Source organism: Flavobacterium sp., from assembly GCF_041392085.1.
Classification (GTDB): domain Bacteria; phylum Bacteroidota; class Bacteroidia; order Flavobacteriales; family Flavobacteriaceae; genus Flavobacterium.
The window spans coordinates 119,553-131,310 of the sequence record NZ_JAWKMW010000007.1 but is presented as its reverse complement, the minus strand read 5'-3'; the positions used below and the strand labels follow the sequence as shown (position 1 = coordinate 131,310).

At 34.5% G+C, this 11,758-nt stretch carries 12 protein-coding genes; 4 read left to right on the top strand and 8 right to left on the bottom strand.

Annotation, left to right across the window (positions count from 1 at the left end; translation table 11 throughout):
• Together R2782_RS06910 and R2782_RS06905 are read left to right on the top strand one after the other, a co-directional pair.
• On the top strand, nt 1-144 hold the full coding sequence (locus tag R2782_RS06910) for a Sua5 family C-terminal domain-containing protein (RefSeq protein WP_371267359.1): 144 nt from the start codon (nt 1-3) through the stop codon (nt 142-144).
• On the top strand, nt 144-1,106 hold the full coding sequence (locus R2782_RS06905; protein ID WP_371267358.1) for a sodium-dependent bicarbonate transport family permease: 963 nt from the start codon (nt 144-146) through the stop codon (nt 1,104-1,106). Before R2782_RS06910 ends, R2782_RS06905 begins: the two co-directional genes overlap by 1 nt.
• On the opposite strand, the gene R2782_RS06900 is transcribed toward R2782_RS06905, so the two are convergent.
• The 3 genes from R2782_RS06900 to htpG all read right to left on the bottom strand — a co-directional run bounded on the left by R2782_RS06900 (nt 1,103) and on the right by htpG (nt 4,274).
• Entirely contained in the window at nt 1,103-1,492 is a 390-nt protein-coding gene (locus R2782_RS06900) for a DUF2721 domain-containing protein (RefSeq protein WP_371267357.1), read from the bottom strand. The two genes, R2782_RS06905 and R2782_RS06900, sit on opposite strands and share 4 nt — an antisense overlap.
• 189 nt (nt 1,493-1,681) lie before the next feature.
• Entirely contained in the window at nt 1,682-2,263 is a 582-nt protein-coding gene (locus tag R2782_RS06895) for a hypothetical protein (RefSeq protein ID WP_371267356.1), read from the bottom strand.
• 124 nt (nt 2,264-2,387) lie between these two features.
• Complete coding sequence (htpG, locus tag R2782_RS06890) at nt 2,388-4,274, bottom strand: molecular chaperone HtpG (protein WP_371267355.1); 1,887 nt, start codon at nt 4,272-4,274, stop codon at nt 2,388-2,390.
• 202 nt (nt 4,275-4,476) lie between these two features.
• Here htpG and R2782_RS06885 point away from each other — a divergent pair, with 202 nt between their 5' ends.
• Nucleotides 4,477-5,151 carry a TetR family transcriptional regulator C-terminal domain-containing protein gene (locus R2782_RS06885; RefSeq protein WP_371267354.1) on the top strand — a complete coding sequence of 225 codons (675 nt, stop codon included), beginning with the start codon at nt 4,477-4,479 and terminating at the stop codon, nt 5,149-5,151.
• A gap of 3 nt (nt 5,152-5,154) precedes the next feature.
• Complete coding sequence (locus R2782_RS06880; RefSeq protein WP_371267353.1) at nt 5,155-6,468, top strand: ABC1 kinase family protein; 1,314 nt, start codon at nt 5,155-5,157, stop codon at nt 6,466-6,468.
• Nucleotides 6,469-6,752: 284 nt separating this feature from the next.
• On the opposite strand, the gene R2782_RS06875 is transcribed toward R2782_RS06880, so the two are convergent.
• The 5 genes from R2782_RS06875 to R2782_RS06855 all read right to left on the bottom strand — a co-directional run bounded on the left by R2782_RS06875 (nt 6,753) and on the right by R2782_RS06855 (nt 11,730).
• Nucleotides 6,753-7,559, bottom strand: coding sequence for an alpha/beta hydrolase (locus R2782_RS06875; protein ID WP_371267352.1), 807 nt, complete (start codon nt 7,557-7,559; stop codon nt 6,753-6,755).
• 45 nt (nt 7,560-7,604) lie between these two features.
• Nucleotides 7,605-8,240 carry a hypothetical protein gene (locus tag R2782_RS06870; protein WP_371267351.1) on the bottom strand — a complete coding sequence of 212 codons (636 nt, stop codon included), beginning with the start codon at nt 8,238-8,240 and terminating at the stop codon, nt 7,605-7,607.
• A gap of 120 nt (nt 8,241-8,360) precedes the next feature.
• Nucleotides 8,361-8,819: a DUF1569 domain-containing protein gene (locus R2782_RS06865; protein WP_371267350.1), complete on the bottom strand. Its 459-nt coding sequence runs from the start codon at nt 8,817-8,819 to the stop codon at nt 8,361-8,363.
• A gap of 4 nt (nt 8,820-8,823) precedes the next feature.
• Nucleotides 8,824-9,390 carry a hypothetical protein gene (locus R2782_RS06860; protein WP_371267349.1) on the bottom strand — a complete coding sequence of 189 codons (567 nt, stop codon included), beginning with the start codon at nt 9,388-9,390 and terminating at the stop codon, nt 8,824-8,826.
• Between the two features lie 252 nt (nt 9,391-9,642).
• Entirely contained in the window at nt 9,643-11,730 is a 2,088-nt protein-coding gene (locus R2782_RS06855) for a beta strand repeat-containing protein (RefSeq protein ID WP_371267348.1), read from the bottom strand.
• Between the last annotated feature and the right edge of the window lie 28 nt (nt 11,731-11,758).

The window sequence follows — 11,758 nt, the reverse complement described above, 5'->3', positions numbered from 1 at the left end:
ATGCATAAGTTTGATGACAAAGGGTTTGACTTGCTCATTGCACAAAAGTTTCCGGAGGTTGGCCTAGGAAAAGCCATCAATGACAGGTTGATAAGAGCTTGTAAGAGAGACACTAATTTTACACCTAATAACATATTTATTTAATGAAACTAGATCTTTTACTTCAAAACTTAACCAATCCGGCCTTACTTTTTTTTGTACTTGGAATTTTAGCAGTACGATTTAAAAGCGATTTGGAAATTCCGAATAATTCTTCAAAGTTCATTTCATTATATCTTTTGTTTTCAATCGGATTCAAAGGTGGTCAGGAATTAGTTCACAGTGAACTCAATCTTTCCATATTATGGGCTTTGTTTTTTGGAATAATTGTAGCTATTGCTATTCCGCTTTATACTTTCTTTATTTTGAAAAGAAAATTATCAATTGAAAATTCTGGAGCGATAGCAGCGGCATATGGTTCAGTCAGTGCCGTAACATTTGTAACTGCAGTTTCTTTTTTAGAAATTCAAAATATTTCCTTTAACGGTCACATGGTTGCAGTCATGGCTTTGATGGAAGCACCGGCAATTATAGTTGGAGTCATTTTGATTCGATTATTTGGACAAAAAAATTCTTGTAATGGAAAAATGGGTTCTATTATAAAACATTCATTCACAAATGGAAGTGTTTTTTTAATTATAGGAAGTTTAATTATCGGATTTTTAGCTAGTGATAAAGAAGCCATGGGAATTAAACCTTTTACAACGGATATTTTTAAAGGATTTTTAGCCATTTTTCTATTGGATATGGGAATTGTATGTGGAAAGAAAATAGGTGACTTTTTAAAAGGGGGTTGGTTTACTGCATTATTCGCCATTTTAATTCCTTTAATCAACGGAATTGTTGTAGCCATTTTGAGTGGATTTATAACACAATCCAACGGTGACCGATTTATGTTTGCTGTTCTAGCGGCCAGTGCCTCTTACATTGCCGTACCGGCAGCGATGAAAATGGCTGTACCCAAAGCTAATCCCGGTATTTTTGTACCTATGGCATTAGCAGTCACTTTCCCATTCAATATCACCATTGGAATGCCTATTTATTTAGGTGTAATCAATGCTTTTTAATCTACTAAATCTTTTAAATGTACCCGTAAGGCTTTGACAGAAATACTAATTTCCCAAAACGAAATTCCTAAGGAAATGAGCAGCATCAAAAGACTACCGCCAAAAAGAATAATACCCGGCATTTGATATTCAAAAAACAATACTAACATTGCAAAAACAGATAGAAATAAGCTGAGTACACCAGCCAATTGCATATAGCGAATCAATGTTAATCGCAGATTTAAATTAGCTATTTCAATCAAAATGCTTTTGTTTTCTTTTTCATCATAGGTCTTTTTTAAACCCCGTACAATTTGTGCAATGGTTAAAAAACGATTGGTATACGCCAATAAAATCAAAGATGTGGCAGAAAAGAGTAGAGCGGGAGTGTCGATAGTGAGGGTCATTTTTTTTGTTTCAGGTTTCAAGTTTCAAGTTTCAGGTTTCAGGTTTCAGGTTTCAGGTTTCAGGTTTGAAGTTTCAAGTTCAAAGTTCGTTAATCTTCATTCATTATTCGATAATTAAATTGAAAATTAATTTGTAAAAATCAGAACTTTTACGAAGTTTAAAACTCTATTAATTAAATCAATAAGAATTTATTTTACTTTAGGCCATTCAATAGAACGAAATTCAAAATCAGATAGCTTCGGGATAGTACTTTTTACATAAGGAAAATTATAAATTAAATTCTCATTAGACTCCGGATCTATTTTGTTTATAATGATTTTTTTTTCTCGAAAATTTATTTGTTTGAAGTATCGAAAATAATCGTTTTTGTCAGTTTCGTTGTGATATAGTAAGTCAAAATCATAATTATCATATACAAAACTAAAAAAATAATCGATTTTATTTCGACGAATAAGTAACGAGATCGAATTATCTTCCTCATTGTAATTAAATACTGCTACATAAATTAATTGAGGATTATTCTCCGTATCATTTGCCTCAAAAATCATTTTTTTTGAAATGCACTCTTTAATGATTTCGTTTTCCTCATAAAAATAAATGGTTGTTTGTATGGAACTGAAAGATTCACCTTTTTCTAAAGTACAATAGGCTTTATCCAACGTACCATTTTTATCAAAATCACAGCTAAACTCTCTGAATCTGGAAATTCCATGCTGCGAAAAAGCAAATGAAGTCGATAAAATGTAACAAAAAGCAAAAATATATTTCATTTCTAATAGACTATACAATACAATACGTTAAAAATCTTAAAATATTGCCATAAAAAAAACCTGCAAGTTTCTACTCACAGGTTTTACTAATCACTAATCACTAATTACTAGTTACTTATTACTTTTACTTAATCATCTCAAAACTTCTCTTCACAAAAGCTGTCAATTCCTCGCCTTTCAACAATCCTTGCGAGATTTTGGCTAAGTCCATCGCTTGTTTGACCAGATGTTCTTGAGCTGATTTGTCTTCTGTTGAAAGTATTGTCGATGCCAAATTCGAGTTGGTATTCACCACCAAATTATACATTTCCGGGAAGTTCCCCATTCCAAACATTCCACCGCCACCGGTTTGACTCATTTCTTTCATTCTTCGCATGAATTCCGGTTGTGTAATCATGAAGGGTGCTGCATTGCTATCCATGGCTTCTAATTGAACGGTATATGTTGCTTTAGGAACCAATTCTTCTAAAACTGTTTTCAATTTGGTTGATTCTTCTTCCGATAATTTTGAAATCTGTGTGTCCTCTTTTTGAATCAATTTGTCAATGTGATCCGAATCGACACGAACAAACGTCAAGTTTTCATTATCGGCTTCTAATTTTTGAATTAAATGGGATACAATCGGACTGTCTAACAACAATACTTCATACCCTTTTTCTTTAGCTATGTCAATGTAGCCGTGTTGTGCTTCTTTGTTGGATGCATATAACACCACTACTTTTCCGTTTTTGTCGGTTTGATTGGCAGCAATTTTTTCTTTTAATTCAGCTAACGTGAAATACTTTTCATCAACAGTTGGATACAACACAAATTCGCCTGCTTTTTCATAGAATTTCGGTTCAGACAGCATTCCGTATTCCAACACAATTTTAATGTCATTCCATTTTTGTTGAAAATCTTCTCGGTTTTCGTTGAATAACGACTTCAATTTATCCGCTACTTTTCGGGTAATGTAGTTGGAAATCTTTTTCACATTGCCATCCGATTGCAAATACGAACGCGAAACATTCAACGGAATATCCGGAGAGTCAATCACTCCGCGAAGCATCACTAAAAATTCAGGTACAATGCCTTCCACATTATCGGTTACAAAAACCTGATTTTGGTACAATTGAATTTTGTCTTTTTGAATTTGTAAATCCGCCGACATTTTTGGGAAATATAAAATTCCGGTCAAATTAAATGGATAATCCACGTTCAAATGAATGCTGAACAACGGATCTTCAAATTGCATTGGATACAATTCGCGGTAAAATTCTTTATAATCTTCGTCTTTCAATTCCGTGGGAGCTTTTGTCCAAGCCGGAGTGGGGTTGTTGATGATATTATCAACTTCAATTTCTTCTGCTTTGTAATCTTCAGGTGCATCTTCCGGTTTTGGAAGTGTTTCTTTTTTGGTTCCGAATTTAATCGGCACAGGCATGAATTTGTTGTATTTTTTTAACAATTCACGGATTTTGAATTCTTCTAAAAATTCTAAAGAATCTTCAGCAATGTGAAGAATGATTTCGGTTCCTCTTTCAGTTTTATCACTTGGAACCAAAGTGAATTCCGGGCTTCCATCACACGTCCAATGAGCAGCCGGTTCGTCTTTATAGGATTTGGTGATGATTTCCACTTTGGAAGCCACCATAAAAGCAGAATAGAAACCAAGTCCAAAATGTCCGATGATACCTGAATCTTTGGCAGAATCTTTATATTTTTCTAAAAATTCTTCAGCACCGGAGAATGCTACTTGGTTAATGTATTTTTCCACTTCATCAGCTGTCATCCCTAAACCTTGGTCAATAATGTGAAGCTTTTTGTTCTCTTTGTCAATTTTCACTTCAATTTTCGGATTGCCGTATTCCACTTTGGCTTCACCAATGCTGGTTAAGTGTTTTAATTTTAAAGTAGCATCGGTTGCATTAGACACTAATTCACGAAGAAAAATTTCGTGATCACTGTATAAAAACTTTTTAATTAAAGGAAAGATGTTTTCTACAGAAACATTAATTTTTCCGGTTGTCATATTTTGAATTTTAAGTTAAACATTATTACTATCTCCCTACACAAAAGCAATACCAATTCAATGAACCTGACAAATTGACGTAGAGATTAATTTCTATATCTACTTAATTTTTTTGAAAAAACTTTAACAAATATTTTGTTTAAATAATTTTGATAAAAGTTAAACAAAGCAGTATCTTTACAGTCAATAAATTAGACCAATAATGACAGCAACAAAGAAAGCATCATCAAAGAAAAAGCCGATTACCGACGATGAAATTATAAGCATATACATGGATCAGGTGTTACAACACAATGCAGAACCTAAAAATGTATATCAATTTTGTCAAGAAAATAAAATCGTAGAAAGTGATTTTTATGCTTTTTATGGCTCGTTGGAAGCATTGAAACAAGACATATGGTTGAAATTTTTTGAAAATGTAAAAAATGCAGTGGAGTCGGATAAGAATTATGATACTTATTCTAACAAAAATAAATTGCTTACGTTGTATTTTTCACTGATTGAAATTTTGACATTAAATAGAAGTTATGTGGTGTTCGCTTTGAAGGAAGAAAAGAACATGTTGAAAAATTTACAACAATTAAAAACTTTTCGAAACCATTTTAAAAGTTTTATCGTAGATATGATGAACACGCAGACTTCGGAAGAGGATTTTAAAGTCAACAAGATTGCAAAACCGCTTTATATAGAATGTGCTTGGGTTGAGTTTTTATTTATATTGAAATTTTGGTTGGAAGATACTTCCAAAGGATTTGAAAAAACTGACGTGATGATTGAAAAAGCAGTGAAAGCTACTTTTGATGTGTTAGACACCACTCCATTGGACAGTTTAATGGATTTGGGAAAATTTGTTTGGAAAGAAAAATTTAATTATTAGCCGTTGAAAACTTTAGATAAAATACCAACCAACAAAATTGAACGTGCGGGACAATTGGTGAAAACCGGTTTGAAAGTAGGAGGAAATTACATTGCTTATTACGGCGAGAAAGTAGTGAATCCGAGTTTGACAAAAGATAAATTGAACGAGAACAATGCAGAGGATATTTATGACGGACTCAAGAATTTGAAAGGAAGTGCGTTGAAAGTGGCTCAAATGCTGAGCATGGAGAAAAACATTATGCCGAAAGCCTATGTTGAAAAGTTTTCGCTGGCACAATTTTCGGTGCCGCCGTTGAGTGCTCCCTTGGTAAGAAAGACATTTAAAAATTATTTGGGAAAATATCCTGAACAACTATATGATTCGTTTACGCCTGATTCAATTAATGCGGCCAGCATCGGTCAGGTGCACAAAGCCGCAAAGAATGGGAAAAATCTTGCTGTGAAAATTCAATATCCGGGCGTAGCGGAAAGTATCAGTTCAGACTTGGCAATAGTGAAACCTTTTGCTATTAAAATGTTCAACCTTCAAGGAAAAGATTCTGAGAAATATTTCAAGGAGGTTGAACATAAATTAATGGAAGAAACAGATTATGACTTGGAGCTAAAACAAGGAAAATTTATTGCCGAAGCATGTGCAATGATTCCGAATTTGCGATTTCCGAAGTATTATGAAGAACTTTCGTCAAAACGAATTTTAACGATGGATTGGATGGAAGGTGAACATCTATCAGAGTTTACAGCTCACAATTCTAACCATGAAAAAGGCGATAAGTTAGGTCAAGCGTTATGGGATTTTTATATGTTCCAGATGCATCATTTAAAACAAGTGCACGCCGATCCGCATCCGGGAAATTTTTTAATTGATGAGAATGCGAATTTAATTGCGATTGATTTTGGTTGTATCAAACAAGTTCCGGAAGAGTTTTATGTACCGTATTTTGAATTGGCTCGTCCGGAAATCATTGGAAACCCAAAATTATTTAATGAAAAGTTATTTGAATTAGAAATATTACGAACCGATGATTCACCCAAAGAAATCGAGTATTTCACCAAGCTGTTTCATCAGTTGTTGAGTTTATTTACGCAACCGTTTCACGGCGATTTCTTTGATTTTTCAGATGAAAAATTTTTTGGAGCGATTGCCAAAATGGGCGAGGAGTTCTCGAAAGACACCCAATTGCGAAAAATGAACGGCAACAGAGGTTCAAAACACTTTTTATACATTAACAGAACATTCTTTGGTTTATATAATTTGCTTCACGATTTAAAAGCAAGAGTGAAGACCAAAGAATTTGAAAAATACATTACCAACTAAATTTTAGTTGTTTATATAAAGTTTGTTTATTTATTGGTTAGGTTGACAAGAGCGACACTCCACGTTTGAGTTTTGTCGCTCTTGTTCTTTTTTGTAGATTTCATAAACTACTTAATTGTTAATGGAACACGGATTGAACGGATGAAATAGATTCAAGCTGATTTTAATAGCTTTGCTATAATAGATGAAAATGGATTTATTTAGTATTATTCATCTTCTTTTAAACACTAATCTACCAAAAATCTCCTCCGATTGACTAATTGGCACATTGACTAATTTCCCCATTAATTCCCTAACGCCCAAACCAAAGCCTTTTCTTTCGTGGCCCGATAAATCGTATGGTGTTTTTCTTTAGGTTCGTTGGAATAGGTCCATTTTAGGTTGGTCGGGTTTACCTCGGTTAGGATTTTGGCTAATTCTTTCGTGTGTTTCGCAATGTCTTTCGCATTGGAACCCGCAAACCAAAACCGTTTTGGCGATGCAGGAAATTGAGCTAAGTTGGTTTTTACATTTTTTACCAAATGTTGATTATTCCACCACAGTGAAGGATCCATCGCAATATAAAAATCAAACAGTTCAGGATGATTAAATAGTGTTTCCACGATAAAAAGCCCGGCAAGCGATTCGCCAATGATTCCTTTTTCAGTTTTGGTGCGATAGCGTTGGTTAACTTCTTTAAAAAGTTCGCTTGCAATAAATTCTCTAAACTTTTCAGCACCGCCAATCACGGGAGCAATTTTCTTGTCTTCTTCCACTTCGGTTGGACTCGAAAGGTCTCTGCGACGCACTGTGTTTTCAATACCAACCAAAATAACCGGTTTAATGCGTTTGCTTGCGATAAGTTCTGCCAACGTATTGGCAATATGCGGAAAATCTTCTTTTATGCCACCATCCGGCATATATAAAACAGCGAGTGAATCACTACTTGATTTATAATTTGGTGGTGTCCACACATTAATGGTGCGTGTTTCAGTCAGTATTTTGGATTCTATAGTAAATGACTCGTGTGTAGGAATCGGATCTTGCGGTTGAGCATTGTTTTGGCAAGCGATTAATAATAAACAGGCTAAGAATACATAAATGTTTTTCATATATTTATATTTTAATTATATTAGACGGTATAAACTTTTATAGACCTACTTTTTAATTATCAATTCAAAACTAACCGGAGATGCTTCTTTTAAAACTTGACTGTAGGAAAGTTTTCCGTCATAAGAATAATAATGTTTTTCAACGACAAGTCCATCTGGAAAGTTTTTTTTCTCTCTCCAAACCTCAAACGCAAGCGATTCGTTAAAAAAGGGTTTCATCTTGATATTTGTATCTACTAAATAGATTTCATAACCAATTTTTTTGCGTTTTGCTCTTTTTGGATTTAGAGGGGAAAGTTTAATTTGAGTATATTTTTTTTCACCTAAAATTGTATCGTTCATTTTAGAAAAAAAATAATGCTCTTTAGCTATATTTTTTCCACTCCAATTAGTTGTGAGGGAGTCCGGAATAACAACTTTCCCCGGGCTTTTATAATTCCCTTCCAAATTTAGCATTATCGTCATTTTGTTATTGTCTCGGAAATAGAATTTCATGGTGTCTTTTTCAAGATTATAAGTAACGGCATGAAAATGATTATTTTCGCTGTTGGTATAAAAGTGTTGAATCTTTCTAGTATTATTTTTTACGGAAATATTTTCATACACTAACCGATAATCAAATTGATAGGTTTCGTTAAAATGAATAAAAAGCCAGGTTATAAATAAAAAAGTAGTTTTCATTTCTTTTATTTTCTTTTGTAATCTTGAGCTGCAATTTAATAGTTTTTACTAGAAAAGTAAAAAAAAACCTAGTTTCTAGGAGTCACTTTTAAAATTATATAGTATTTTATTTTATGGAAATCACACTCCAAACTGCGATAAATGATGGTCCAAATGTTTGTAAAATAAAACATTCCATTCTTTGGAAGTCATTTTTCCAAACGAATGGTTTTCCTTTCCTTCAAAATACGATTCCCCCAATTCTTGACATTTGCAAACATACGCAATGAGTTTTGCTTTTTCTGCTTCAAAATCTTTTGAACCAACCACAACAAACTCAGGAGATGTCCGGCTGTTTTTGGGATAAGGCTTTTCTCCGGTCACCATTTTTTTTACGAAAGTCTTTAGCATAAAACCCATTAAAAAGCCAGGTTTTTTAAACTTTTCGGGTTCAAACGTATACGCATAAGCCACATTGCAATGAGCCAACATTTGGTCGGCACTCATTTTTCCCCACAAAGTCTGCTGGGTTGGAGTGATTTGATTGATGCGGTTAATTAATTCTTGAGTTACTTCGGGGGTGAAAATGTTTTTGGTCATTATTTTATTTTTTACTTTTCTTTATCAATTCCCATCTTTCAGAATCAACCATTTTCCAATACGTTTCATAAAAATTACTATTTAAACTGTCGTCTGATTTAATCATTTCACCAAAATAATCAATTAATTTTGCTTTATAAGGACTGTTTTCCCGTAGCATATCTTCTCTATTTTGGTCAAAAACAAGCACGGAGGCATAAATGCTCGATCTACTTTCTAACCCCAAAGCTGCAACGGTAAATAAAGTAGGGTCAGCAGGAAATAGAGCCACATTTTCCCAAACCAAAATAGGATGAGTACTTTTCTGAGGATAAATTACTTTATTCCATTTACCAAATCGATCATACATTCCTTTTTTAGTATACATTGAAGAATAAACGCAAACGTATTGTACTTCATTTAGAAATAACGAATCTTTATTGATAACGGATATAAACTTAGCTTCTTGAATCTCAGAAAAATTATTCTTTAAAATTTTAGAGCATTTTTTTTCATTGCCTTGTAATGTAGAAGAACAACCCCAAAAAAGAATTGAAATAAGAAATAATAATGAGCGAGTGTAGATTGACATTGAAAATCTTTTTTGATTACAAGAAAATGTAAATAGATAATAAACTTCAAATATATAGATTCTATCAAATTTTTGCTAAAAAATAGAGAGCTATGTTTGAAAATAGAAATTACTGATTGACAAAGTTGGTTTAATTTAGAAGAATTATGTTTAAATAAAATAATTAACCCGATAATCACGGTTTACGATTATCGGGTTGAAAGTGTATCGATTTTTTTTCTTTACACATTGTTTATTGTGAAATAATTGAATTTATCTCACCCTTTGCACTTCAAAAAATGTTTTAGCCGGAAAACTATCTACGACCACGCCGGTTTGATAATTTTGAACATAAATTTCAACATATCCGCCAACGGCTAAGTTTACCATACAATTAATGTTTCGATGAACCGGGCCGTTACCAAAGTGATTTCCACTTGTTTCTTGATATAAAACACCATTTACATATACACCAATTGAATAAAATTGATTGTTACTTTGATTGTCTGTATGCATACCGGCATTAATTTGATAATAACCGGCTTGTGAAGCAACAAATCGGTTATTGGCAACCGCAAATTCAGTGTTAGTGTCAAATACTACATTATTAAAACTAATCTTTTCCCAGCCACCCGTTCCAAGAGCTTGATTAGCCAATAAAGTAGCTCTCGCTACTGATTTTGAAGCATTTGGGTCAACCCAACTCAAAACACCTGTTCCATCCGTTTCTAAAATTTGTCCGTTTGTTCCTCGAGCCACCGGAAATTGGTACCCCGTTCCGGTCGGGTCACCAATTTGAAAAGTGCTATTTGTTCTTAGAATTCTTGTTGGAGCAAACTCACCATAAATCAAGGATGTTGTAGGTGTTGAATTAAAATTTGTAATATATAATTTATTTGAACCTGTTTCGGCAAAACCTGCTTGATAACCTATGGCCACATTTCCGGAGCCTGCTCCAACAGTTTGTAAAGCACTATGGCCCACTGCAGTGTTGTTACTAGCGGTGTTACTTGTTAAGGCATTATAACCAATAGCTACATTTCGTGCTGTAGCTGCGTTTTCATCTAATGCATTCGCTCCAACAGCAGTGTTTTGAGTTCCTGTTGAAAAGGCACCGGCATTATATCCAATAAATGTTCCATTGGAAGAAGTTGCGGCAAAGCCTGCAAAACGTCCAACGGCTGTGTTGTTTGCTCCGGTAGTGTTATTGTTTAGTGCTTCTGAACCTACAGCCGTATTACCAATGGCGGTTGTATTGCCTTGTAAAGCATTCCAACCTACCGCAGTATTGTTATTGCCTCGGTTGGCAAACAACGCATGCCATCCAATTGCTGTTGAATTACTAGAAGTGGATGCGGTGCCAAACATGGCTTCCCACCCAATTACAGTATTCGCACTTCCTGAGTTTCTTCCTAGGGAACGCTCACCAATAGCAACGTTTTGAGAACCATTGGTGTTGTCTGATAACGCTTGATAACCAACCGCAGTATTAGATGTACCATTAAAATTTGACGTAGCTGCCTGAACACCTACTGCAGTGTTAAAATTAGATCTGCTGTTATTTAATGCTTGAAAACCAACAGCAGTGTTATCTGTACCTACAATATTATTTCGCAAGGCTTGAAAACCAATACCGGTGTTGTTGCTTGCAGTGGTATTTCCACGCATGGCTTCAAAACCAATTCCTGTGTTGTTATTACCGCTAGAGTTAGTTCGTAATGCCTCAAATCCAAGTGCAGAATTAGCACTTCCTGTGTTAGATGTAAGAGCACTGTTTCCAATTCCCGTGTTTTGAATCCCGGAAACATTAGCTGCTAATGCTGCGTTTCCTACACCAACATTGTTGTCTCCTGTATTAAGTAATAAAGCATTATTACCAAAAGCAGTACTATTGGATGCTGTTCCGGCAGTCAAGGCTCCCACACCGAACGAAGTGCTGGTCGAAGCTATTTTTCCGGCAGCCACATTATTTCTTCTAAAAGCTACGTCTACATTGTTTCCTGCAGCAGTTCCCATAAAGTTAACATTGTCTACAATATCGGTATTTCCTGTAATTTGCCAACCTGAACCTCCTGTGGCTAATCTTATCCAAGGGCCTGTAGCCGTGCTTAGATAATAAAATCCTGGGGTTACATCGCCGGTCGTGGCTGTGTTATAAACCAATTCAGAAGTCGTTCCGGTTAAAACTGTTACCGTTGTTGTATTTACCAAAGCTACTCGGGGAATCAATAAACCCTCGTTGGTAGAAGTGATGTCTAAAGCAGCATTTGGACTGGTTGTACCGACTCCCACTTGTGCTTGAATACTGTTTACGGATACAATAAAACTAAATGTAGCGAGTAAGATTTTAATGTTTTTCATAACTGTTTTTGTTTTCACCTTTCGTGAC

Excerpts from the sequence above, each read along its gene's own strand:
- R2782_RS06895 (WP_371267356.1), bottom strand. The coding sequence starts at position 2,263 with ATGAAATATATTTTTGCTTTTTGTTACATTTTATCGACTTCATTTGCT.
- R2782_RS06910 (WP_371267359.1), top strand. The coding sequence starts at position 1 with ATGCATAAGTTTGATGACAAAGGGTTTGACTTGCTCATTGCACAAAAG.
- R2782_RS06870 (WP_371267351.1), bottom strand. The coding sequence starts at position 8,240 with ATGAAAACTACTTTTTTATTTATAACCTGGCTTTTTATTCATTTTAAC.
- R2782_RS06885 (WP_371267354.1), top strand. The coding sequence starts at position 4,477 with ATGACAGCAACAAAGAAAGCATCATCAAAGAAAAAGCCGATTACCGAC.
- R2782_RS06860 (WP_371267349.1), bottom strand. The coding sequence starts at position 9,390 with ATGTCAATCTACACTCGCTCATTATTATTTCTTATTTCAATTCTTTTT.
- R2782_RS06875 (WP_371267352.1), bottom strand. The coding sequence starts at position 7,559 with ATGAAAAACATTTATGTATTCTTAGCCTGTTTATTATTAATCGCTTGC.
- R2782_RS06855 (WP_371267348.1), bottom strand. The coding sequence starts at position 11,730 with ATGAAAAACATTAAAATCTTACTCGCTACATTTAGTTTTATTGTATCC.
- R2782_RS06900 (WP_371267357.1), bottom strand. The coding sequence starts at position 1,492 with ATGACCCTCACTATCGACACTCCCGCTCTACTCTTTTCTGCCACATCT.
- htpG (WP_371267355.1), bottom strand. The coding sequence starts at position 4,274 with ATGACAACCGGAAAAATTAATGTTTCTGTAGAAAACATCTTTCCTTTA.
- R2782_RS06905 (WP_371267358.1), top strand. The coding sequence starts at position 144 with ATGAAACTAGATCTTTTACTTCAAAACTTAACCAATCCGGCCTTACTT.
- R2782_RS06865 (WP_371267350.1), bottom strand. The coding sequence starts at position 8,819 with ATGACCAAAAACATTTTCACCCCCGAAGTAACTCAAGAATTAATTAAC.